18 protein-coding genes and 1 pseudogene are annotated in these 22,487 nt (G+C 65.5%); 9 read left to right on the top strand and 10 right to left on the bottom strand.

From position 1 onward, the window contains the following. The 4 genes and pseudogenes from Q0982_RS20945 to Q0982_RS20930 all read left to right on the top strand — a co-directional run. Window positions 1–660 (top strand): annotated as a pseudogene (locus tag Q0982_RS20945) (vitamin B12-dependent ribonucleotide reductase); the annotation flags it as partial. Between the two features lie 361 nt (window positions 661–1,021). Further along, entirely contained in the window at window positions 1,022–2,809 is a 1,788-nt protein-coding gene (locus tag Q0982_RS20940; RefSeq protein WP_299399332.1) for a DUF4153 domain-containing protein, read from the top strand. Between the two features lie 172 nt (window positions 2,810–2,981). Continuing rightward, complete coding sequence (locus tag Q0982_RS20935; RefSeq protein ID WP_299399329.1) at window positions 2,982–3,449, top strand: RidA family protein; 468 nt, start codon at window positions 2,982–2,984, stop codon at window positions 3,447–3,449. A gap of 83 nt (window positions 3,450–3,532) precedes the next feature. Then, window positions 3,533–4,909 (top strand): glutamine synthetase family protein, encoded by a 1,377-nt coding sequence (locus Q0982_RS20930; protein WP_299399326.1) that lies wholly within the window; start codon window positions 3,533–3,535, stop codon window positions 4,907–4,909. Window positions 4,910–4,953: 44 nt separating this feature from the next. Here the strand turns inward: Q0982_RS20930 and Q0982_RS20925 are convergent, their stop codons facing one another. Then, the gene (locus Q0982_RS20925) at window positions 4,954–5,598 is read right to left on the bottom strand and encodes a hypothetical protein (protein ID WP_299399324.1); all 645 of its coding nucleotides are present in this window, start codon (window positions 5,596–5,598) and stop codon (window positions 4,954–4,956) included. Between the two features lie 139 nt (window positions 5,599–5,737). Between Q0982_RS20925 and Q0982_RS20920 the strand changes: the two genes are divergently transcribed. The 3 genes from Q0982_RS20920 to Q0982_RS20910 all read left to right on the top strand — a co-directional run bounded on the left by Q0982_RS20920 (window position 5,738) and on the right by Q0982_RS20910 (window position 9,059). After that, window positions 5,738–6,895, top strand: a complete 1,158-nt coding sequence (locus Q0982_RS20920) for a GNAT family N-acetyltransferase (protein ID WP_299399321.1) — start codon at window positions 5,738–5,740, stop codon at window positions 6,893–6,895. 196 nt (window positions 6,896–7,091) lie between these two features. After that, window positions 7,092–7,508, top strand: coding sequence for an HPP family protein (locus Q0982_RS20915; RefSeq protein WP_299399319.1), 417 nt, complete (start codon window positions 7,092–7,094; stop codon window positions 7,506–7,508). Between the two features lie 15 nt (window positions 7,509–7,523). After that, complete coding sequence (locus tag Q0982_RS20910) at window positions 7,524–9,059, top strand: peptide ligase PGM1-related protein (protein ID WP_299399316.1); 1,536 nt, start codon at window positions 7,524–7,526, stop codon at window positions 9,057–9,059. A gap of 61 nt (window positions 9,060–9,120) precedes the next feature. Here Q0982_RS20910 and Q0982_RS20905 read toward each other — a convergent pair whose 3' ends face one another. The 4 genes from Q0982_RS20905 to Q0982_RS20890 form a co-directional block, all read right to left on the bottom strand. Beyond that, on the bottom strand, window positions 9,121–9,933 hold the full coding sequence (locus Q0982_RS20905) for a hypothetical protein (protein ID WP_299399314.1): 813 nt from the start codon (window positions 9,931–9,933) through the stop codon (window positions 9,121–9,123). A gap of 192 nt (window positions 9,934–10,125) precedes the next feature. Beyond that, window positions 10,126–12,495, bottom strand: a complete 2,370-nt coding sequence (gene clpA, locus Q0982_RS20900; protein WP_299399311.1) for an ATP-dependent Clp protease ATP-binding subunit ClpA — start codon at window positions 12,493–12,495, stop codon at window positions 10,126–10,128. Between the two features lie 7 nt (window positions 12,496–12,502). Next, the gene (clpS, locus tag Q0982_RS20895; RefSeq protein ID WP_299399309.1) at window positions 12,503–12,826 is read right to left on the bottom strand and encodes an ATP-dependent Clp protease adapter ClpS; all 324 of its coding nucleotides are present in this window, start codon (window positions 12,824–12,826) and stop codon (window positions 12,503–12,505) included. Between the two features lie 476 nt (window positions 12,827–13,302). Further along, window positions 13,303–14,058 carry a phasin family protein gene (locus tag Q0982_RS20890; protein WP_299399308.1) on the bottom strand — a complete coding sequence of 252 codons (756 nt, stop codon included), beginning with the start codon at window positions 14,056–14,058 and terminating at the stop codon, window positions 13,303–13,305. A 470-nt stretch (window positions 14,059–14,528) separates the two neighbouring features. Here Q0982_RS20890 and Q0982_RS20885 point away from each other — a divergent pair, with 470 nt between their 5' ends. Beyond that, the gene (locus Q0982_RS20885) at window positions 14,529–15,296 is read left to right on the top strand and encodes a hypothetical protein (RefSeq protein ID WP_299399305.1); all 768 of its coding nucleotides are present in this window, start codon (window positions 14,529–14,531) and stop codon (window positions 15,294–15,296) included. A gap of 33 nt (window positions 15,297–15,329) precedes the next feature. On the opposite strand, the gene Q0982_RS20880 is transcribed toward Q0982_RS20885, so the two are convergent. Beyond that, the gene (locus Q0982_RS20880; protein ID WP_299399303.1) at window positions 15,330–16,082 is read right to left on the bottom strand and encodes a hypothetical protein; all 753 of its coding nucleotides are present in this window, start codon (window positions 16,080–16,082) and stop codon (window positions 15,330–15,332) included. Between the two features lie 409 nt (window positions 16,083–16,491). Between Q0982_RS20880 and Q0982_RS20875 the strand changes: the two genes are divergently transcribed. Continuing rightward, entirely contained in the window at window positions 16,492–17,823 is a 1,332-nt protein-coding gene (locus Q0982_RS20875; RefSeq protein WP_299399300.1) for a D-alanyl-D-alanine carboxypeptidase family protein, read from the top strand. 61 nt (window positions 17,824–17,884) lie between these two features. Here the strand turns inward: Q0982_RS20875 and pgmG are convergent, their stop codons facing one another. The 4 genes from pgmG to Q0982_RS20855 form a co-directional block, all read right to left on the bottom strand. Further along, window positions 17,885–19,294, bottom strand: a complete 1,410-nt coding sequence (pgmG, locus tag Q0982_RS20870) for a phosphoglucomutase/phosphomannomutase PgmG (protein WP_299399298.1) — start codon at window positions 19,292–19,294, stop codon at window positions 17,885–17,887. Between the two features lie 47 nt (window positions 19,295–19,341). Beyond that, window positions 19,342–20,670: a UDP-glucose/GDP-mannose dehydrogenase family protein gene (locus Q0982_RS20865; protein WP_299399296.1), complete on the bottom strand. Its 1,329-nt coding sequence runs from the start codon at window positions 20,668–20,670 to the stop codon at window positions 19,342–19,344. 74 nt (window positions 20,671–20,744) lie between these two features. Further along, the gene (gene galU / locus Q0982_RS20860; RefSeq protein ID WP_299399294.1) at window positions 20,745–21,626 is read right to left on the bottom strand and encodes a UTP--glucose-1-phosphate uridylyltransferase GalU; all 882 of its coding nucleotides are present in this window, start codon (window positions 21,624–21,626) and stop codon (window positions 20,745–20,747) included. 121 nt (window positions 21,627–21,747) lie between these two features. Beyond that, on the bottom strand, window positions 21,748–22,476 hold the full coding sequence (locus Q0982_RS20855; protein WP_299399290.1) for a molecular chaperone DnaJ: 729 nt from the start codon (window positions 22,474–22,476) through the stop codon (window positions 21,748–21,750). Window positions 22,477–22,487: the final 11 nt, after the last annotated feature.

Genomic DNA, 22,487 nt, shown 5'->3' with positions numbered 1-22,487 from the left:
GCCTTCCGCAGCCTGATGAACAACTTCGCCATCGCGATCTCCATCGGCCTGCAGTACGGCGTGCCGCTGGAAGAGTTCGTCGAGGCCTATACCTTCACGCGTTTCGAACCCTCGGGCATGGTCGAAGGCAACGATGCCATCAAGATGTCGACCTCCGTGCTCGATTACATTTTCCGGGAGCTGGCCATTTCCTATCTTGGCCGCAACGACCTGGCCCATGTGGAACCGTCCGACATCAAGCCGGACGCCGTGGGTCAGGGCGATGGTCAGGGCGACCTGCCGGAGGCCGCGGTGGCGGAGACCGTCCGCCGCTACGCCTCGACCGGCTATGTCCGCAGCCAGCTTCTGGTCGTGAACGGTGGCGCCGCAAACGGCGCGAACGGTGTATCGGGGTCCCTGGGCGCAACCGCCCAGGCCCAGGCGCCGGTCGCATCGAACGGCGCGACCCAAGAGCTCGTCGGCTCCGCAGGCTCCGCCGAAGCCGTTGCCGTCGAGGCCACAGTCATGCGCGAGGTCGATACCCGCCTGGACCGCGTCCGCGAGGCGCGGATGAAGGGCTACGAGGGCGACCCCTGCGGTGACTGCGGCAACTTTACCCTGGTGCGCAATGGCACGTGCCTCAAGTGCGCAACCTGCGGCAGCACCAGTGGCTGCTCATGAGGAGTGGCTCAACAGTAACTCAGGTAGAGCCTCCTACCTGTATGACTCACGTCTGAGTTCTCCCTGTGAACTTGAGGGGTGCCCGCGGCGGCGGCACCCCGCTCTTTTTTCCGCATGCAGGTTTGTGGATTGTCGGTCGCGCCGCGCATCCCTCCGCGCCGCTTCGCAACGACAGCGCGAGATCGAACCGCTTTACCCCTCATGAGCGACTTCTCCAGCCGCAGGGTTTGAACCTCCGCGGTGCTCCTGGCAACTTACAGGGAGTCGCCCGGCGTTTCTGGTTGGCCGTAGGCGTTTTCACGCTGTCGTCGCATATCGACGCAGTGCCCCCTTGCTCCGCGTTTCCGAAAGAGCCCCCAAGATGAGCGATCCTTACGAAACCCGGGAAAATCTGCCCCGGTCCTGGGCCGGTGTCTTTGTCGGCGTCGGCCTGGTCTGCGGCCTCGGCGCCTTCGTCCTGACCGAGGAGATCGATGCCTGGGTCTGGCAGTCGGCCCCGACCTTCGCCCTGCTGATCACGGGCCTTGCCTTCTGTCTTTCGGTGAATCCGCAACGCTGGCTGCCGGCGGCCCTGGGCGCTCTAGCGCTCGGCCTGCTGCTCGGCGCCCTCGGCACCACCTTCCTGGACCGCTTCGGGCCCGGTGCCGACAGATGGCCGGAAATGCCGACGGCCAGAGTGCTGACGCTCCACCTGATCATCGCGCAGATCGCCCTGCCCTTTTTCCAGACCTGGCAAGAACGAGGGCAAGAAAGCGCACTCGAGGGTGGCCGCTTCAGCTTCCCCTACCAGCGCCTCTTCGCCCACGCCTGGAACAACACCCTGATCGTCGCCCTCAGCCTGGCCTTCGCCGGCTTGCTGTGGATCCTGCTCTGGCTCTTCGCCGCACTCTTCGATCTGGTGGGCATCGAGTGGTTCAGCGACCTGATCGGCGAGCCGGCATTCTTCTGGCCGGCGACCACCATCGCGATCGCCTTCGGTGTCTATGCCGGGCGCGACTACCACCGGGTGGTTGTTGCCCTGCGCCGCATCGTCTTCAGCCTCTTCTCGGTGCTGACTCCGTTGTTCCTGCTGCTCTCCCTCGGCTTCCTGCTGGCGCTGGTCTTCGGCGGCTTCGAGAAAATGACCACCGTGGTCAGCGCGGCAACCACCCTGGTCGCCCTTCTCGTCCTCGGCGTGGTGCTGTTGAACGCGGTCCTGCGCGACGGCAGCGCGGCCAGCGAGCCCGGGCGCGCCTTGAACCTCTGCGCCGTCGCCCTGGCCCCGGCGCTTACGCTGCTCTGCGGCTTTGCCCTCTATGCCGTGGTTCTGCGTATCGGACAGTACGGCCTGACGCCGGACCGCATCTGGATCGCCGTCACTTCCGGCGTGCTGATGCTCTACGCGCTGGCCTACCTGCTGTCTCTGATCGCGCGGGAACGCTGGATGGCGGTCAGCCGCCAGGCCAATATCGGGATCGCCGTTCTGGTGGCCGTGATCGCCATCGCCCTGCAGACACCCTGGGGCGACCCTTACCGCGTGAGCGCCGAAAGCCAGTACCAGCGGCTGGCCGACGGCGCCGTCGACCCGGCGCTCTTCGACTACGGCTTCCTGAAGTTCAATCTCGGCGACCACGGGGAGGCAGCCCTGGAGCGGATCGCCGAGGACGCCGGCGTCGCCGAGGAGGCGGTGGTTGCCGAACAGCTCGCAGCCCTGGCAACGGCCGAGACCCGCTGGCAATGGCGCCAGCCCGGTCAGCAGCAGGTCCGCCTGCAATCGGTCCGCGAAACCCTGAGCGATCCCGAGCGTGTGACGCTCATTCCGGCCGACCTGGAGATCCCCGAAGACCTCCACACGGACTGGCTGCATGGTGTGGTCGGGCGCTGCGGCCGGCAGGACGGGCAGGAGTGCATGCTGACCGCCATCGATCTTACCGAGGGCGAGGGCCTGGAGTACGTGCTGGCCCTGCGCGGCGACCACATGGCCCCGGTCATGCACCTGTTCGAGCGGCGCCTGGAGGGTGACGGCTGGGCCTCGACCTTCATTCCCGTCCCCGCCGAAGCCGTCACGTTCTGGTCCGACTTCGTGGTCGGGCGGATCGACGCCGTCCCGCCGGTCCACAAGGACCTGAAAGTGGGGGACCAGGTCATCCCCCTGCGCCGCTATCCCTAGGGCCGCGAACGCCCGCTCCGGAGCGATCAGCGGGCTTGTGGCCGGATAAGCGGCAGGGCTATGCTCCCGCCGCGGTCCGAACCCTTGGACCACCCGGAGCCCAGGGATCGACCCGGTCCCACCCCTCGTCACACAATACACACTCAAGCAATCACTTCGGAGGAAACGCCCCATGGCTGGACAGATTGACGCCCGCCTTGCCGAACTCGGCATCGACGTGCCGGAAGCAGCCACGCCCGTCGCCAACTACGTCGGCTTTGTGCAGACCGGCAACCTGGTCTTCGTTTCCGGTCAGGTCACGCTGAAGGACGGCAGTCCACAGTATCTCGGCAAGCTGGGCGACTCGATCTCCCTGGAAGACGGGCAGGCCGCGGCCCGGCTCTGCGCCATCAACATCATCGCCCAGGTGAAGGCCGCCTGCGGCGGCGACCTGGACCGCGTCCAGCGGGTGGTGAAGCTGACCGGCTTCGTCAACTCCACGCCCGACTTCACCGATCAGCCCAAGGTGGTGAACGGCGCTTCCGACCTGATGGTGGAGGTCTTCGGCGACAAGGGCCGCCATGCCCGCGCCGCGGTCTCCGCCGGCGCCCTGCCCATCGGCGTCGCCGTTGAGGTCGAAGCGGTGGTCGAGATCGCCTGACGCGCGAGAGCAGCCACACCGGGTTCAGGCAAGGCCGATGCGGCGCTTGACCTGGGCCCGGGGCGGCGCGACAAAGTAACGCCATGCCTGATTCGACCCGTGAGCTGCCCGCGGAGGCAGCGGATTTCCTGGCACGCCACCCCGACACCGTGGCGCTGGACTGCATCCTGGCCGACCTTTCCGGCGTGGTCCGGGGCAAGCGCTATCCCATCACCGAGATCGGCAAGATCCTGCAGTCCGGCTTCGCCATTCCCGGGTCGGTCTTCATGCTGGACAGCCAGGGCGAGAGCCACGACCCGGACGGGCTCGGCTTCTCCGACGGCGATCCGGACTGTCTGGTGAAGGTCATTCCCGGCAGCCTGAAGCCGGTGCCCTGGACCGAGCGCCCGCTGGCCCAGGCCATGATCACCCTTGAGACCGAAGACGGCGCGCCCTTCTACTACGAACCGCGCAACGTGCTGGCGCGGGTTCTGGAGCGCCTGGCCGAACTGGATCTGCGCCCGGTGGTGGCCTTCGAACTGGAGTTCTACCTGATCGACCGCGAGCGCCTGCCCGACGGGGCGCCGCAGCCGCCACGCTCGCCGGCGACCGGCCGCCGCGAGGCCGGCACCCAGGTCTATGGCATCAGCGCGCTGGACGCCTACTCAGGCTTCCTCGACGACGTGACCCGCGCCTGCGCCGCCCAGGACGTACCGAGCGGCGCCATCACCGCGGAATACGCCGCCGGCCAGTTCGAAATCAATCTGCAGCACATCGACAATCCGCTGCTGGCCGCCGATCACTGCGTGCTCTTCAAGCGCATCGTCAAGGGCGTGGCCCAGAGCCACGGCCTGCAGGCCAGCTTCATGGCCAAGCCCTATGCCGAGCGCGCCGGCAGCGGCCTGCATATGCACGTCAGCCTGCTGGATCCCGCCGGTCGCAACGTGTTCGACGGCGGCACTGCGCCGGCCAGCGAAACCCTGCTGCAGGCCATCGGCGGCACCCTGGACCTGCTGCCGGAAGCCATGGCGGTGCTGGCACCCAACATGAACTCCTACCGGCGCTTCCAGCCCGACATCTTCGTGCCGACCCAGCGCTCCTGGGGCTTCGAAAACCGCTCCGTCGCGCTGCGTGTGCCGACCGGAAAGGGCGCCGCCCGGCGCATCGAACACCGGCTGGCCGGCGCCGACGCCAATCCCTATCTGGCGCTGGCCACCCTCCTGGCCGGCCTGCACCACGGCATCACCGGCAAGCTCGATCCGGGCCCGGCCTGGGAGGGCAACGCCTCTGCCGGCTACGACGCCGGCCTGCCGTTCCGCCCGAAGCGCGCCCTGGAAAAACTGACCGAGGACTGCCGCCTGGCCGACTACCTTGGCGCTGATTACCTGCGGGCCTACCGCGCCTGCAAGGAACAGGAACTGGAGCTCTTCGAGGCGGAGATCAGTCCGCTGGAGTACCGCTGGTTCCTGCAGGCCGACTGAGCGTATCCACTTCGACTGAATCCAGTCACTACTGGGCCCACCCGCTATTCGGGCAGAGAAATCGAAGGCTCGAAGAGGTCGGGGTCCAGGGCCTGACGGCGGATGTTGCGGCGCTCGATCTGCAGCGTCTCGCGAAAACCGTCGACCAGGATTTCGCCCTCCGCCTTCATGACGATGCCGTCCGCCGTCACCCAGAGATCGAGGACGACGGGCTCCCGCTCCTCGGCGCCTTCACCGGTGGGCCGGCGGATAGCCTGGAAATGGCCGACCGTCTCGCCCTCGATCTCCTCCTCGGCAAGCTTGCGGATCTCGAAGGTCCTGAGTTCGCCGATGGGCGGCAGGAGCGCCGCCTCCGCATAAGCCATCTCGAAGAGCTGACCGCTTTGCAGGAACATCATGTAGGCCCGGTTCCGGTCGGGACGGAGAATGGTCACCTGCAGCAGTTCGTCGACGGTGAACTCCTGGCGCTCCCAGCTTCCCCGGTGCAGGGTCTTCATCTCCAGGCTGTCGCCGCCGGCATAGGTGACGAGGGTCTCGGCGGTGTAGGACGCCCGGGGCGCCGGCAGAAGGCCGGCCTCTCCTGCGTCCTGGGCCCCTGCGTCCCGGGTCTCAGCAGCAATCGGCAGAGCGCAGAGGAACACCAGGAAGAAAAGCGCATATACGCGCCGCAGTCTGGTTGAAATGGTCAAAAGAATCATTGCCTTGAAGGCTAAGGCCCGCAACCGGGAAAGTCCATGCCCCGCTCCACCGCTGTTCGCAAGGTGGCCCTTGCAACCGCCCGCATAAATGTCATCTCCTAGAGCAGAGCCCCGCCCCCGACGAGGACCCATGCCGGACGGAAACGACTCCCTTGCCGTACAAGTGATCAGCCGCATCGCGGAGGTCCCGGCCGCCGACTGGGATGCCTGCGCCGGCGACAACCCCTTCGTCAGCCACGCCTTTCTGAACGCCCTGGAGGAGAGCGGCTCGGCGACCGGGGAGACCGGCTGGCAGCCGCAGCACCTGGTGCTGCCCAATCCGGCGGGGGGGCTCTATGGCTGCGTGCCGCTTTATCTGAAATCCCATTCCTACGGCGAATACATCTTCGACTGGAACTGGGCCGACGCCTATGAGCGCGCCGGCGGCCGCTACTATCCGAAGCTTCAGTGCTCGGTCCCATTTACCCCGGCGACCGGCCCCCGGCTTCTGGTCCATCCGGAGGCGCCCTGGGAAGAGATCATGACGGGACTCACCGCGGCAATGATCGAACTGGCGCGGCGGCACCGCGTTTCTTCCCTGCATGTCACCTTCGCGCCGCGCGAGCAGTACGACCACCTGGGCGCGCTCGGCCTGCTGCAGCGGCTGTCCGTGCAGTACCACTGGCAGAACCGGGATTACGCCGACTTCGACGCCTTCCTCGCCGAGCTCAGCTCACGCAAGCGCAAGGCGATCAAGAAGGAGCGGCGCAAGGTGGCGGAAAGCGGCATCGAACTGCGTGCCCTGACCGGTGCCGAGATCGAAGCGCATCACTGGGATGCTTTCTTCGGCTTCTACATGGCCACCGCCGACCGCAAGTGGGGTCAGCCCTACCTAACCCGGGAGTTCTTTCACCAGATCGGCCGCGACCTCGGCGACAGGGTCGTGCTGATTGTGGCCGAGTATGGGGGCGAACTGGTGGCGGGCGCCCTGAACCTGCGCAGCGACACCGCCCTCTTCGGGCGCAACTGGGGGTGCCTCAGCCGTTTCAAGTTCCTGCACTTCGAGACCTGCTACTACCAGGCCATCGACTATGCCATCCGCCACGGCCTCACCTGGGTCGAGGCCGGCGCCCAGGGCGAGCACAAGATCCAGCGCGGCTACCTGCCGACGGCGACCTACAGCGCCCACTGGATCGGCGACCCCGGCTTCCGCGACGCCGTCGAGCACTTCCTGGAGCGCGAGCGCGATGCCATGAGCCAGGAAATCGCCTTCCTCGGCCGCCACAGCCCCTTCAAGGCCTGCGACTGACAGCCTTTTCCGCCGGTCTGCGGCCCCCTGCGGTCCGCCCGATCGCGCGGCGGTCAAATTGACCTAGCGCAAGGGCATTCTGCCGGCGGCAGGGGATCATGACGCTTTGTTGACAGGGTCTGACCCGGTGACGCTCCAGGGGGACGCCGGGCTGCGGCTGGCCGCCACCACGAAAAGAACAGGCAGGGAGTTTCCGATGAACGTCAAGATCGCCGATCTCATGGCCAAGCGGGTGCTGAGCGCGCAGCCGCACCACAGCCTCGACCACGTGCGCGGGATGATGGAGCGCAACCGCATTCACGCCGTGCCCATTGTCGGGCCAGAAGGCGAGGCCCTGGGCATCGTCACCACCGCGGATGCGGCGCGCAAGGTGAAGGGCGAGTCGCCGGTCAAGCGCATCATGTCGGACCATGTCCACTGCGTACCCGCCTACAACGACGTCAGCGCCGCCGCCCGCATCATGCGCAAGCACAAGATCCACCATGTGGTGGTGACCCACGAAAAGGCGGTGGTCGGAATCATCTCCTCCTTCGACCTGCTGAAGCTGGTCGAAGGCCACCGCTTCACCATGAAGCCAGCCCCCGCGCCGGCCAAAAAGCGCAGCCGCCGCTGACGCCGGCATCGGGCGATGAACACCGGGACCCCGCAGCTAAGCGAAACGCCGGCGGACAGCGGCGCGGAGCGGGACGCCTTCAGGCTGTTGCAGGCACGCCTGCCGGAGATGTTCCGCAAGGTCTTTGCCCACGACGAGGCGCCGCGCAGCGTCGTCGTCCTGCCGAGCTTCAGCCTCGATGCGGACGTCATGGCCAAGATCACCGGTGTCGAACACTATGAGGAGCGTATGCTCTGCCTGCTGTTGCTGCTGCGGCTGCCGCGCACGCGGGTGATCTTCCTGTCCAGCACGCCGATGCCGGAATCCGTGGTGGACTACTACCTGCATCTGCTGCCGGGCGTTCCCGTGCGCCACGCCCGCCAGCGCCTGACCCTGCTGTCCTGCCACGACAACACACCGCGGCCGCTGAGCGCGAAGATCCTGGAACGTCCGCGCCTGATGGCGCGCATACTCGATGCCATTCCGGACCCCACGGCCGCCCACATGACCTGCTTCAATGTCTCCGAATCGGAACGCGATCTGGCGCTCAGGCTCGGTATCCCAATCTACGGCTGCGATCCCGATCTCTTGCCGTTGGGCTCCAAGAGTGGTGCAAGGCGTCTGTTCCGCGAGGCCGGCATCGCGATCCCGGACGGCTTCGAAGGCCTGGCCGACGCAGAGGAACTGGCCGAGGCGCTCACTGCGTTGAAGGCCAGGAAACCGGACCTCCGCCGCGCCGTGGTGAAACTGAACGAGGGCTTCTCCGGCGAGGGGAACGCCATCTTCAGCTTCGAGGACGCGCCCGCAGGCCCGGCGCTGACACCTTGGGTACGCGAGCGTCTGGGCAGCCTGCGCTTTGAAGCCGCCGGGATGACCTGGGACCTCTACAAATCCAAGGTGGGGGAGATGCAGGCCATTGTGGAAGCCTTCATCGAAGGCTCCACCAAGCGCTCGCCCTCGGCGCAGTTCCGCGTCGACCCCACAGGCGGGCTGGAGGTGATCTCGACCCACGACCAAGTGCTCGGCGGCTCGGCCCAGCAGATCTTCCTCGGCTGCCGGTTTCCGGCAGACCAGGCCTACCGGCTGGCAATCCAGGAGGAAGGCCTGAAGGCCGCCCGGCTGCTGCGCGACCGCGGGGTCATCGGGCGCTTCGGCGTCGACTTCATCTCGGTGCCGGAGGCCGGGGGCTGGCGTCACTACGCCATCGAGGTGAACCTGCGCAAGGGTGGCACCACCCACCCCTATCTGATGCTGCAGTTCCTGACCGACGGACACTACGATCCCGCCAGCGGCCTCTACCTGGCGCCGGGGGGACGGCCCTGCTTCTACTGCGCCTCGGACAACATCGAGGACGCGCGCTACCGAGGGCTGACGCCCGACGACCTGATCGATATCGCCGTGCTGAACGGCCTGCACTTCCACGCCGCCACCCAGGAAGGCGTGGTCTTTCACATGTTCGGCACCCTCTCCCAGTTCGGCAAGTTCGGCATGGTCTGCCTCGGCGGCACCCCGGAGCGGGCGCGCGCGCTCTACGACGAGGCTCTCGCCGTCCTCGACCGCGCGGTCAGTTAATCGGAAGCATGGAAGACGGACGCCGAGGGCCTCATCATGGACGGCGCCGGCGCTCAGAAGGTCATCCCTTGGACTTTTCGTAGCGCTGCGCCAGGTCTCGTGCCTTGCGTAAGCTGTCCCGTTGCTGAAATCGAACCTTCGATTTCGGCGCGATGTCGTCAATGTAGCGCCACTCGCCCTCGATCCAGAACCGTTCGATGACGATCGCAAGAGAGACGACATCGACGGCACCGCCGGAGAAGAACGCCCTCTGCACCTTCAATGGCAGAGTGGCCCACATCTTCTCCATCTCGGCCGCGGTGCGCGCCTCATAAAGGTCTTCGTCGGAGTTCGCCTCTTTATCCCAGGCGTAGATGGCGCGCATCTGTGGTGCGACTCTGCTGCTCCATTTCACATCGTCACCAACGCGCTCCAGGTAACCGCAATTGATCATCAGTGTGAAGATCGGCCCATAGCCCTTCGGTACCGCAAAGGCATATCGGGTCGTCGGCATATCGTGGAACTCCGTGGTGACGCGCAAGAAGGCGCCGACCGCCTCCGACAGCTGGCGTGCTGACGTCTTCAGATTTCGGCGCAGGTGCGCTCGAATCTCAGGCACATCGTGCAAAAGCTGGTAGTAGGCGCCAGCCTCTCCCTTCCCCGTAGCCTCTGCTCCGCTGTGGGTCGATGGAGCGGCAACACCTGCCCCATGAAGCACGGCGCAGGCCGCTTCGAAGGCGCTCAGGAAGCCGTGCTCGACCACACAGCCTTTGGTCCGGACACCATCCTCGCAGGGTCTGTGATGCTCCCGAGGCAAGTCGACAATCACCTGGGTCATGCGGATGGCCAGCCAGACCACCAGTTCTTCATAGAGAGCCCTTCTGTCGGGCGACATGTTCAGACCGTCCCAGTGCCATTGGTCGCAGTTGCAAGGATCAGTCTGCGGGCCTTTTGGTTAAGATCAGGTGGCGACCGAACGGATCGCTGGCCCTGTCTGCCAGTAGTCCCCTTCAGCCAAAGGCAAAAAAGAAAAGGGCCCGGCGCCGTCAGGCGGCCGGGCCCTGTTCTCTGCCGGATCTCGATGAGGTCAGTCGGCGAGCACTTTCTCCGACTTGGCGCTGTTGCCGCCCTTGGGGCCCTTGCGGCCACCGCGGCCGCCGCCGCTGCCCTTGCCGCCGGAGCCCTTCTTGCCTTTGCTCGGCGTGCCTTCCGGGTAGCTGAACGTCGGAATGCCGTCCTCGATGTCGACGCGCACCACACCGCCCTTGGAGAGCTTGCCGAACAGCAGTTCCTCGGCCAGCGGCTTCTTGATCTGGTCCTGGATCACCCGGCCCAGGGGGCGGGCGCCGAACTGCTTGTCGTAGCCCTTCTTGGCCAGCCACTCCCGCGCCGCATCGCTGAGTTCGATGGTGACCTGGCGGTCGGCCAATTGGGCTTCGAGCTGAATGACGAACTTGTCGACGACCCGGGCGACGATTTCCGGCTTCAGGTTGTCGAAGGGGATAATGGCATCCAGGCGATTGCGGAACTCCGGGGTGAAGAGCTTCTTGATCGCTTCATCGCCGTCTTCCGTGCGCAGGTCGCGGCCGAAGCCGATGGCCTGCTTGGCCATGTCGGCCGCGCCGGCGTTGGTGGTCATGATCAGGATGACGTTGCGGAAGTCGACCGTCTTGCCGTTGTGGTCGGTCATCTTCCCGTAGTCCATGACCTGCAGCAGGATGTTGAAGAGGTCCGGATGGGCTTTTTCGATCTCATCCAGCAGCAGCACGCTATGCGGATGCTGGTCGATGGCATCGGTCAGGAGCCCGCCCTGGTCGAAGCCGACGTAGCCTGGAGGCGCACCAATCAGGCGCGAAACCGAGTGCCGCTCCATGTACTCCGACATGTCGAAGCGGGTGAGCTCGATGCCCAGGGAGTGGGCGAGCTGGCGCGCCACCTCGGTTTTGCCGACTCCGGTCGGACCGGAGAACAGATAGCTGCCGATGGGCTTTTCCGGTTCGCGCAGGCCGGCGCGGGCCAGCTTGATCGCTGCCGAAAGGGCGGTGATGGCCTGATCCTGGCCAAAGACCATGGTCTTCAGGTCGCGCTCCAGGTTCTTCAGCGCCGTGCGGTCGTCCTTGGAGACCGATTTCGGCGGGATGCGGGCGATCTTGGCCACCACGGCTTCGACGTCTTTCACGCCGACCGACTTCTTGCGCTTGGATTCGGGCAGAAGCATCTGCGAAGCGCCGACCTCGTCGATCACGTCGATGGCCTTGTCCGGCAGCTTGCGGTCGCCGATGTAGCGCGCGGAGAGCTCCACCGCCGTGCGGATCGCCTCGTTGGTGAAGCGCACGTTGTGGTGATCCTCGTAGTAGGGCTTCAGGCCGCGCAGGATCTTCACCGCATCCTCGATGGACGGCTCGGTGATGTCGATCTTCTGGAAGCGGCGCACCAGGGCCCGGTCCTTTTCGAAGTAGCTGCGGTACTCCTTGTAGGTGGTGGAGCCGATGCAGCGCAGCAGGCCGCTCTGCAGGGCCGGCTTCAGCAGGTTGGAGGCATCCATGGCACCGCCGGAGGTGGCCCCGGCGCCGATCACCGTGTGGATCTCGTCGATGAAGAGGATGGCGTGCTCCTGGGCCTCGATCTCCGAAACCACGGCCTTGAGGCGCTCCTCGAAGTCGCCGCGGTAGCGGGTTCCGGCCAGCAGCGCCCCCATGTCGAGAGCGAAGATCGTGGCGTCATTCAGCACGTCGGGCACCTCGCCGGCGACAATGCGGCGGGCGAGGCCCTCGGCGATGGCGGTTTTCCCCACCCCGGGATCGCCGACGTAGAGCGGATTGTTCTTGGTCCGGCGGCAGAGCACCTGGATCGTGCGGTCGATCTCCTCGCTGCGGCCGATCAGCGGATCGATGCGGCCGTCGCGGGCCTTGCGGTTGAGGTCGACGCAGTAGGCGTCCAGGGCCTCGCGCCCCTTGCGCACCACCTTTTCCGAGTCCGTGTCCTCGTCGGCGCCCTCGACCGTCCGGCTTTCCTCGTGCCCCTTGGCCTTGGCGATGCCGTGGCTGATGTAGTTCACGGCGTCCAGGCGGCTCATCTCCTGTTCCTGGAGATAATAGACCGCGTGGCTCTCGCGCTCGGAGAACATGGCCACCAGGACGTTGGCGCCGGTCACCTCCTCGCGCCCGGAGGACTGGACGTGGATCGCCGCACGCTGCAGGACCCTCTGGAACCCGGCGGTGGGCTTGGCATCGCCGAGCTGGGCTGTGATGAGGCTGGACAGCTCGTTGTCGATGTAGTCGAGGATTTCGGCGCGCAGCCGTTCCAAATCGACGCTGCAGGCCCGTAGGACCGCCATGGCATCCGGATCGTCGATCAGCGCGAGCAGCAAGTGCTCCAGCGTTGCATATTCATGGCGCCTCTCGTTGGCGCCGGCCAAAGCACGATGGAGCGTCTGCTCTAGATTCGCCGATAGCATCCGGGCCTTATTCCTTTTCTAGGGTGCACTGGAGAGGGTGCTGATGTTGACGGGCATAGTCTATCACCTGGGTCACTTTTGTCTCGGCTACCTCGTAGGTAAAAACGCCGCAGACCCCGACGCCACGCTGGTGAACGTGAAGCATGATGCGGGTCGCCTCCTCGCGGTTCTTGGCGAAGAACTGCTCAAGGACGTGCACGACGAACTCCATCGGAGTGTAGTCGTCGTTCAGCATTAGCACCTTGTACATGGAGGGCTTCTTCGTCTTGGGCTTGGTCTTGACGATTATGCCCGTCGAGGTGCCGCCACCGCTTCGTTTGTCTTCACTCATATTCCAGCACTACGCATCTATATGCTCTGTCCGTCCCCACCATCATATTGGTTCAATCTGGCATCGGAAAAGACCCAAGAGACTTACCGCCAGCTTAACGCGAAGGTTTCTCTTCCGGGTTAACTCCGTGCCGACAGCCGTCGGGACGCATTCGTCTGAGAGAACGGCGGACCGGGTCGTCAGGACCACCGGACCAAGGGAGGGCGAGAAGCGCCGGAGTCGCTGCCCTAACCATCCTGAAAAGTATGCCACGCCCGCACGGGGGGCCGAAGCCGACAAAGGAAGATAGGGATTTTTTCTTACGTCTCCAGTGGCTTCGCCATAGCCACCGACCGTGCTGCGCAGGCCACAGGACATGGGTGCGGACACGGCACAAAACAAGAGGGCCCGGCGCAACCGCCGGGCCCCTGCATCTCACTCTGAAGTTCTCCGCGGGGCACCGGCCAAACGGCGCCCGAGACGATGGACAAGGCCGGTCAGGCCGCCACCGGCTTCATCATTTTCTCGACCGTCACGGCGACGCGGGACTGCAGCGGCGCAAAGGCGTCGCTCGTCATCGCAATCGACAGACCGGCCAGCTTCGCCGTCTCGGCCATGAACGACTCGAGGCTCTTGCGGGAGTACTCGCTCTGCAGGTCGATCACCTCACGCAGGCTCTTGGCAGTGGCCATGGACTGCGCCGTCTGCATGCCGGTCTCCAGGGCATCGCGGGAGAAGGACGCCACCTCTTCGCCGAAGGCCTCCACGCCCTTGGCGACGACCTCGGAAGAGCGCACGCAGGCTTCCAGGTTGTCCTTGCTCAGGCGGCTGACGTCATCGTAGCGCTGGAACACGGTGGAGGAGGCTTTCTCGACCTGCTCCTGCGTCAGCGCGAAGGCCTGCTCGTAGGATCGCACCGCGGCCTGGGTTCCGGCCTTCACCACGGTCTCGAGGGTCTCCTGGCCGGCAGCGACCACCGCCTCGACCGGCTTGAAGGCCTCTTCGGCCATCGGCTGGATGCTGTCCAGGGCCTCGACCGCGGGCTCCAGCGGCAGCAGCGGGGCGACAGTCTCCGCTGCCGCAGGCGGCGCTTTGGGGGCCGCCGGTTTGGAAGCCGCGGGCTTGGGGACCGCCCTCTTGGGCGCAGCCGCCTTGGTGGAGGCTGCCTTGGTGGGGGCACGCTTCGCCGCCGTACTTTTTGCGGTGCCGCGCTTGGCGGCGGCAGGCTTGCCGGGGGACTTGGTGGTGGCCATGGGGAACTTCTCCTGGCGTTCGTCTTGTTTCGATGATTGCGGGCGCAGGGTCCGGAGAGTCGTCATCAACCAGCCGTGGTCGGAAAGCTGTTTTCCGTGCACATCCTGCGCAGCGGCACCGGTCGCGCAGGACCATCCGTGCGGCCCTGGATACCCTGAACCGGACCTCAAATGCTGCAATGCAGCAATGGGTCAAATCTAAGAGACTGCCTCGCGAAGTCAACAGCAAATTGTGCAATGCAGCAGAGAACGGATTACAGCTGTCCGCGATCCACGGCCTCATCCCCCGGGCTCCATACTGATCCGCATACTGATCTGCATACTGATCTGCATTCTGGCCGGTTGCTGGCCCTCGGCCCCTTTGGCAATATCCGCGGCAGGTGTTCAGCAGGCCCGGAGTCCCCGCACGCGAAAGCCGGCGGCGGTCGGCAGGGTGGCCGGCAAGACGGACGGAAGATACGGAAGGTGCCATGACCTATTGCCTGGGTATGAAAGTAAGCGAAGGCCTGGTCTGTCTGGCCGACGGACGCATCACCAGCGGCAATCAGGTTACCAATGCTCAGAAGCTGTCCCTGCACGGCCCGGACGGCGCCCAGTTTGCGATCATGACCTCGGGCCTGCGGTCGCTCCGCGACAAGACCCTGGCCTACCTGGAACGGGACATGCGCAAGAACCACGCGACCGGGTTTGCCGCCCTGCTGGATGCGGTGACGGCCTACTGCCGCTGCCTGCGCCAGGTGGCCGAAGAAGACCGCGAGCAGATCGAAGGCTCCGACCTCACCTTCAACCTGCACAGCCTGATTGCCGGCGCCCAGCCGGAGGACAAGGAGCCCAGCATCTTCCTGGTCTACCCGGAAGGCAACTGGATCGAGGTCGACCGGCGCACCCCTTATCTTTCCGTCGGCGCCACAGCCTACGGCAAGCCGATCCTGGATCGCGCGCTGAATTATGACACGGCGATGACAACGGCCCTGAAGCTGGCCTACCTGTCGTTCGATTCGTCGCGCTTTTCGTCCGCCGACGTGGGCTTTCCCATCGATCTAGCCACCTACAGCCCCAGCGAGCGGCGCTGGCGCACCGCGCATTACGACTACGATGACCTGCGCGAGCAGCGCATCTGGTGGAACGAGCACATCACCCAGCTTGCTGTGCGGATGCCGGACGGTCCCTGGGTGAACGAACTGCGCCCCGGCAGCCACACGGCGCATCTGACCGTCGTCTCGGAAGACGACCCCTGACATCCTCCTGAGAGCAAAGCCTGCGAATCCGCTCTAGAGAGCGAGACTGCCGGCCAGACCGTTCTCGCCGACACGCAGAGTAAAGAAGCTTCCCGTCTTGTCGCTGGCATCGCGGCGCTGCGGCACCGTGGCGCGGGCCCGCGCACCCGGCGGCGCATCCTTGGGCGGGCGGACCGCCACCTCGGTGCCGTCGTGAGCGAACAGCACCTCGGCGAAGGCGATCTCCGCGAAACGCTCCGAGGGGAACAGCCAGGCATTGAAGGAAAAGGCCCCATCCCGGCAGAGGCTGCTGACCCAGTAGGTCTCCTCCGAATAAAGATTGAGGCCGGCCGGTGCCGGCCGGAACGCGCCGCTGCGCTCCAGGGCGGCAGTCAGCCGCGCCAGGTCCTCAGCGTCGAGCGCGGTTTCGCTGGTGGTCCAGCGCGCCCAGGCCAGCGGGTCGCGAAGATCCAGCCGGCTGACCTGGAGACCGCTCGAGCCCTGGACCCGGGCCGTCAGGCGGGCGCCGCCCGCCGCCTGCTCGACGACCTCGTAGCTGCGCAGTTGTTCGTTGTAGTCCGCGTTGTAGACCATCCGGAAGGCGTCCGGCGCCCCTTCGACGCAGCGCTGCCGGATGTCGTCTCCGTTCAGGTAGCTGAACCAGGTGGCCTTTAGGGTGGCCGGGTTGTCGATATCGCCGCGATAGGTGCAAGCCGCCAGACCGATCACGACACCGGCAATCGCCAACACACAGAGGTGCCTGCGGGAACTCCCCGGGCGTTCGGCGGTCTTGGTCATACGCGTCATGGCACCTACCTCCTTTGCGCCTGTACCTCTTGCACTGCTCGGCCGGGCCTTGCGCATCGCTCGGCACCGCGGTCAGAGGCGCGCCCTTCGCCCCACGGATTGGCTGCACTGACCCGGCGCGGCGCGGCGCGGAATGTTTGGTAAACGGCGGTCCGGAAATTGTCCAGGCGATGACGCCGTCTTGCCGAGCCTCCGGCCAAGCCTCTGTATTGAGTGTATTTTAACCAACTTGTAATTGCTGCCCCATTAGACTGGACAGGGATTCGCGGAATGCCTTAGAATCGATGGGGTTTTCAGGGGGTTTCCGGATCTTTTGACAGAGAAACCTTTGCGTCGCACCGCAAGGCGCCGAAACTAAAAGCGAGTCCCGATGTTTCGAAAGTTTGCTTTCGCTTTCTTTGCGTTATTGGTGACGGCCGTTTGGGCAGGTCTGTCGAGCGAAAGCGCGCAGGCGCGCTACGCTTCCATCGTCGTCGATGCCGATACGGGACAGGTGTTGCACGCGGTGAATGCGGACACGCGGAACTATCCCGCCTCGCTCACCAAAATGATGACTCTCTACATGGTGTTCGACGCCTTGGAGAAGGGCAAGTTGACGCTGGACCAGCAGCTCGCGGTTTCCAAGCGGGCTGCCGGCATGCCGCCCTCCAAGATCGGACTGAAGCGGGGCGAGACGATCAGCGTGCGCAACGCGATCCTGGCGCTGGTGACCAAGTCCGCGAATGACGTCGCGGTTGTCGTCGCCGAGGCGCTGGCAGGCAAGGAAACCACCTTCGCCCAGGTGATGACGAAGCGGGCCCGCGCCCTGGGCATGAGCCGCACGACCTTCCGCAACGCCTCGGGGCTGCCGAACCGCGGACAGAAGAGCACGGCCCGGGACATGTCGCGCCTTGCCAAGGCGCTGATGACCGACTTCCCGCAGCACTACCAGTTTTTTGCGGTCTCGAAGTTCACCTACAAGGGCCGGACCTACCGTAGCCACAACAAGCTGCTGAGATCCTACAAGGGCACCGACGGCATCAAGACCGGCTACATCCGGGCCTCGGGCTTCAATCTCGTCTCTTCGGTTGAGCGTGAGAACCGGCGGATCATCGCCGTCGTCTTCGGCGGCAAGACCTCGAAGTCGCGTGACCGGCATATGGTCAAGCTGCTGGACCGCGGTTTCAAGAAAATCGCCTCCCAGGGCGTCAAGAAGATCCCGCAGGTGCCGGGCCGTAACCCCTTCCAGGCCCCCGCGGTGACCTTGCAGATAGCGGCAGTGCAGCCGGCCGCCCCGCAACAATCCACTGGGCAACCCGTAGACCTGACGGTGGCCGAGGCGCCCAAGGCGGAGACGCCCCAGACAGAACCCAAGGCGATCGAAACGGCAGCCGCCCTGCCAAAGCAGGTTCGGCCGGTCAAGCCGCTGATGCCCTCCTCCCAGGTCGCCGCTGTCGACGGCCTGGAGACGCCCATTCAGGGCGGCGAGACGCTCACCAACGATTGGGGCGTGCAGGTCGGCGCGTTCAGCCGCTTCAGCGCCGCCCACAGCAGCGCCAGATCTGCACTGGCGGAAGCGCCGGTGCCGCTGCGGGGCGCCAAGGTGGCGGTGCGGCGCGTTGATTCAACGAGCCTCGGCACCATCTACCGCTCCCAGCTCACCGGCCTTTACGAAAAACAGGCCCGCGATGCCTGTGCCGCCTTGAAGGCCATCGACATCGGCTGCGTTCTGGTGCAGCCCGAAGCCCAGGGATCGAACTGAGGGCTCGCACCGAGGCCGGGCACCGGAACGGCGAGCCGGCCCTTCCCCCTTTAGATCGCGTTCAGAAAGCCGGCGGTTCCAGCCCGCTGGCCTTCAGCTCGGAGCGCACACGCGCAGTGAGCCGTTCCAGGCTCGCCTGATCGCCGGCCTCGCAGCGCGCCACCAGCACATCCTGGGTGTTGGAGGCACGCAACAGCCACCAGCCGCCGCCCTCGCGCACCCTCACGCCGTCGATATCGTTCACCTCGGCGCCTTCGGCGCGCAGGCGCTCCTTGACCTCCTCGATCACCGCCTTCTTGCGGTCCTCCGGGCAGGGAAAGCGTACTTCCGGTGTGTTGAAGAGCTGCGGCAGGGAATCGCGGAAATCGGCCAGGCTCTCGCCACTCTTGTTGATCACCGATAGCACACGGATCGCCGCGTAGAGCGCGTCATCATAGCCATAGAAGTGATCGGCGAAAAAGATGTGGGCGCTCATCTCGCCGGCAAAGGGCGAATTCACCTCTTTCATCTTGGCCTTGATGATCGAATGGCCGGTCAGCCACATCAGCGGCTCGCCCCCGGCCTCGGCAATGCCGTCGAACAGCATCTGACTGGCCTTCACATCGGCAATGATGGTGGCCCCAGGGTGCTGCTTCAGAATGTCGCGCGCAAGATAGAGCATGATCTGATCGCCCCAGAGAATGCGCGCCTGGGAATCGATGATGCCGATCCGGTCCCCGTCGCCGTCGAAGGCAACACCCAGGTCGCAGCCTTGGGAGAGCACGGCGTCCTGCAGTTGCTTCAGGTTCTCCGCCACCGTCGGGTCGGGATGGTGGGCCGGAAAGGTGCCGTCGATGGTCTCGTTCAACAGAATATGCTCGCCCGGCAGCCTTGCGATGACCGCTGCCATGGCCTCGCCCATGGCGCCGTTGCCGGCATCCCAGGCAACCTTGAGGCCGCCGTCGCCTTCAAAGTCCTGGACCAGGCGGTCGACGTAGGCATCGAAGACCGAGCGCTCCTCGACACTGCCGCTGCCGCTCTCGTAGTCGCCGGCGGCGGCCAGACGGCCAAGGTCCTGGATGTCCGCCCCGAAGAAGGAGGCCTTGTCGAGCAGCAGCTTGAAGCCGTTGTAGTCCGGCGGGTTGTGGGAGCCGGTGATCATCACACCGCCCTGGACCTCAAGGGTGTAGGCGGCAAAGTACAGCATCGGGGTCGGGCCACGGCCGACATTGACCACATGCAGGCCGCAGTCGCTGAGCCCCCGGATCAGTGCCTCGGCCAGGTCCGGGGAAGAGTGGCGCCCGTCATAGCCGACGGCGATCGCGGTTGCGCCGCGGCGCCGCGCGACGCTGCCGAAGGCGCGGCCCAGGGCATAGGCATCGGCGGCGAAGAGCGTCTGGCCGACGACCCCACGCACATCGTACTCGCGCAGGATGGTGGGATCGAAGTCGTGGCGGTCCGCCGCCAGCTGTGTCGAAGTGGCTTCCGTCATCCGTCCAGCTCCTTTACCCGTCCGTTCGCTTTTCCCAAGCGAGCCTCTTATCCCTCCAGGCCGAGCGCGCTCAGGGGCCGGCCGACGGAGGTGTAGTGGAAGCCCGCCGCAACCATGTCGCCGGGGTTATAGATGTTGCGCAGATCGATCATGATCGGTGACTTCAACGCCGCCTTCACCCGCTCCAGGTCCAGCGCCCGGAACTCGTTCCATTCGGTGACGATGACCACGGCATCGGCACTGGCCATCGCCTCATAGGCATTCTGACACCACTGCACCTCCGGCAGAAGGGGGCTTGCCTGTTCCATACCCTCCGGGTCGAAGGCACGGACGGTCGCGCCGGCGCCCTGCAGCGCCGGAACGATCTCCAGGCTGGGCGCCTCGCGCATGTCATCGGTGTTGGGCTTGAAGGTGAGGCCCAGGACGGCAATCGTTTTGCCCGCCACGGAGCCGCCGCAGGCATCGATGACGCGCTCGGCCATGGCCTTTTTCCGGCGGTCGTTGATGTCGGCCACGGTCTCCACGATGCGCACCGGCGAGCCCGCCTTCTGCGCGGTGTGGACCAGGGCGACGGTGTCCTTCGGAAAGCACGAGCCGCCGTAGCCGGGCCCGGGATGCAGAAACTTGCGCCCGATCCGCCCGTCCAGCCCGATGCCGCGCGCAACATCGTGCACATTGGCGCCGACCTTCTCGCAGAGGTCGGCAATCTCGTTGATGAAGGTGATCTTGGTGGCCAGAAAGGCATTCCCGGCATACTTGGTCAGCTCGGCCGTTTCCAGCGTGGTGAAGAGGATCGGCGTTTCGATCAGGTAGAGCGGGCGGTAGAGCGCGCGCATGATCTCCTGCGCGCGGTCGCTCTCGGCGCCGATGATCACCCGGTCCGGCCGCATGAAGTCGTTGATCGCCGCCCCTTCGCGCAGAAACTCGGGGTTGGAGGCGACGTCGAAGTCTGCCTCTGGGTTGGTCTCGGCGATGATCTTCTGCACCTGCCGCCCGGTGCCGACCGGCACCGTCGACTTGTCGACCACGACCGTATAGTCCTTCAGGTGCGGGGCCAGTTCGCGCGCCGCGTCATAGACGTAGGAGAGGTCCGCCTCGCCACCGGTTCGGCCCGTGGGCGTGCCCACCGCGATGAACACCGCATCGGCCTCGCCGACCGCAGCGGCGAGATCGGTGGTGAAGCTGAGCCGGCCCGCAGCGCGGTTGTTCGCCACCAGAACGTCCAGACCGGGCTCGAAGATCGGGATTTCGCCCTTTTCGAGCCGTGCGATCTTGTCCGCGTCCTTGTCGACGCAGATGACGTCGGTGCCGAACTCCGAGAAACAGGCGCCGGAAACGAGGCCGACATAGCCCGTTCCGACCATCGCAATACGCATCTTGCGTCCTCCATTGGGACCAGCGCACCGGCAGAACCGCCGGGCGCCGTGGATCAGTCAGCAGACCAGGGAAGTCAGGATACCTTGGCGCTGTAACGGCTGAGGATTTCCCGCGCTGCGGGGGCGAGGTCCTCCCGCTCCAGAGCATAGGCGAAATTGGCTTCGAGGAAGCCCGCTTTGTTGCCGCAGTCGAAACGCCGGCCTTCGAAGCGCAGCCCATGGAAGGGCTGCCGGCCGATTGTCCGCGCCATGGCATCGGTGAGCTGGATCTCGTTGCCGGCCCCCCGCTCCTGCCGGTCAAGCTCGTCGAACACCTCGGGCTGCAGGATATAGCGGCCGATGATGGAGAGAGTCGAGGGGGCCACGTCGGGCCGCGGCTTTTCGACCAGGCCCTTGGCCTCGGCGAGGCGCCCGTCGTCAGAGACGACGTCCAGGATGCCGTAGCGGTTGGTGTGTTCGCGCGGCACGTCTTCCACCGCCACCAGATTGCCGCCGACCTTTTCGTAGGCGTCAACCAGCTGGCTGAGGCAGCCGGGCTGTCCCAGCACCAGGTCGTCCGGCAGGATGACGGCAAAGGGCTCGCGCCCCACCAGCGCGCGGGCGCACCATACGGCGTGTCCCAGCCCCAGGGCCTCGGGCTGACGCGTGTAGCTGATCTTGCCCGCGGTCGCCATCATCGAGCGAGCAAGCTCCAATTCCGCCGTCTTGCCGCGCGCCTCCAGGGTGGCCATGAGTTCCCAGTGGTGGTCGAAGTGGTCTTCGATCGCAGCCTTGCCGCGGCTTGTGACGAAGACGATCTCCTCGATCCCCGCAGCGCGTGCCTCCTCGACACCGTACTGGATCAACGGCTTGTCGACGACCGGCAGCATCTCCTTGGGAATTGCCTTGGTGGCAGGCAGAAAGCGTGTGCCGAGACCGCCGACGGGAAGAACCGCCTTGCGAATGGGACCTTGCATCGGGACGAAAACCTCGCGTGTCGGTGTCGTGAAGGCGCGGCTGTATTGCCACAGGGGCAAGCAGGCGACAAGTGACACAATTGGCCCCGAGAGAGCGGTAGCGGGCCGAGCCCCCCGCGGCTCATGTGCCTAGCAACAAATCCTTCGCTTCGTTCAGCTTCGCCGCAAGATAGTTGGATCCGCCGTGATCCGGGTGGATTTTCTGCATCAGCCGGCGATGCGCCTCGCGGATCTGCACCGGGCTCGCCCCCTCCTCCAGTCCCAGGATCTCCAGGGCCTCTTCCCGGCTCATCGGCCCGTTGGCGCCTGCCCCGGCGTGGTGTTGGTCCCCTCCACCGCCGGCGCCACTGCCCGACCCGCCTTGGGCGCGCCAATCGTCCTGGTGATTGCGGTCGATAAAGGCCTCCAGCACCGATGCGGATTCCTCGTCCTCCAGGCGATAGTCCTCAAGCAGCTTCAAGAGATCCGCCAGGGAAAGCTGGGAAAGCCACATGCCCATGAAGCGGCCATCCAGGATCTCGCCGTCCATGCGCCCGGTGTCGTGATCCAGGGCCATGTGCAGAAAGCGGGTGCGCACCTCGGAAGCCTGACCCGGGCTTGGCCCATGCATCGCCTGTGCCTGCTGCCGGGCCGCCTTCAGCACCCGGCGCATGAATACCAGGGCCACGAGCAGCATCATCAAGAGGGAGATGCGTCCGCTGATCACCAGCAACAGCGCGAGCCCGCCAAGGAAGGTCCCGCCGGCGATCTTCGCAACCGTGGCTATGCGCCGCGGCTCGGCGTCGACGAACCAGCGCGCAAAGAACAATGCGCCGACCAGAAGAGCGATCCCGAGGAGAAAATACGGCATGGACGAAAACC

The sequence above is a fragment of the Pelagibius sp. genome (assembly GCF_028281305.1).
Classification (GTDB): domain Bacteria; phylum Pseudomonadota; class Alphaproteobacteria; order Kiloniellales; family Kiloniellaceae; genus Pelagibius.
This window is presented reverse-complemented; position numbering and strand designations above follow the sequence as displayed.

Bases quoted from the DNA above. Each gene is read 5' to 3' on its own strand.
- galU (WP_299399294.1), bottom strand. From the start codon at position 21,626: ATGCAAGGTCCCATTCGCAAGGCGGTTCTTCCCGTCGGCGGTCTCGGC.
- Q0982_RS20885 (WP_299399305.1), top strand. From the start codon at position 14,529: ATGACCTATTGCCTGGGTATGAAAGTAAGCGAAGGCCTGGTCTGTCTG.
- Q0982_RS20865 (WP_299399296.1), bottom strand. From the start codon at position 20,670: ATGCGTATTGCGATGGTCGGAACGGGCTATGTCGGCCTCGTTTCCGGC.
- Q0982_RS20940 (WP_299399332.1), top strand. From the start codon at position 1,022: ATGAGCGATCCTTACGAAACCCGGGAAAATCTGCCCCGGTCCTGGGCC.
- Q0982_RS20890 (WP_299399308.1), bottom strand. From the start codon at position 14,058: ATGGCCACCACCAAGTCCCCCGGCAAGCCTGCCGCCGCCAAGCGCGGC.
- Q0982_RS20920 (WP_299399321.1), top strand. From the start codon at position 5,738: ATGCCGGACGGAAACGACTCCCTTGCCGTACAAGTGATCAGCCGCATC.
- Q0982_RS20915 (WP_299399319.1), top strand. From the start codon at position 7,092: ATGAACGTCAAGATCGCCGATCTCATGGCCAAGCGGGTGCTGAGCGCG.
- Q0982_RS20935 (WP_299399329.1), top strand. From the start codon at position 2,982: ATGGCTGGACAGATTGACGCCCGCCTTGCCGAACTCGGCATCGACGTG.
- Q0982_RS20930 (WP_299399326.1), top strand. From the start codon at position 3,533: ATGCCTGATTCGACCCGTGAGCTGCCCGCGGAGGCAGCGGATTTCCTG.
- clpA (WP_299399311.1), bottom strand. From the start codon at position 12,495: ATGCTATCGGCGAATCTAGAGCAGACGCTCCATCGTGCTTTGGCCGGC.
- pgmG (WP_299399298.1), bottom strand. From the start codon at position 19,294: ATGACGGAAGCCACTTCGACACAGCTGGCGGCGGACCGCCACGACTTC.
- Q0982_RS20905 (WP_299399314.1), bottom strand. From the start codon at position 9,933: ATGTCGCCCGACAGAAGGGCTCTCTATGAAGAACTGGTGGTCTGGCTG.
- clpS (WP_299399309.1), bottom strand. From the start codon at position 12,826: ATGAGTGAAGACAAACGAAGCGGTGGCGGCACCTCGACGGGCATAATC.
- Q0982_RS20855 (WP_299399290.1), bottom strand. From the start codon at position 22,476: ATGCCGTATTTTCTCCTCGGGATCGCTCTTCTGGTCGGCGCATTGTTC.
- Q0982_RS20880 (WP_299399303.1), bottom strand. From the start codon at position 16,082: ATGACGCGTATGACCAAGACCGCCGAACGCCCGGGGAGTTCCCGCAGG.
- Q0982_RS20910 (WP_299399316.1), top strand. From the start codon at position 7,524: ATGAACACCGGGACCCCGCAGCTAAGCGAAACGCCGGCGGACAGCGGC.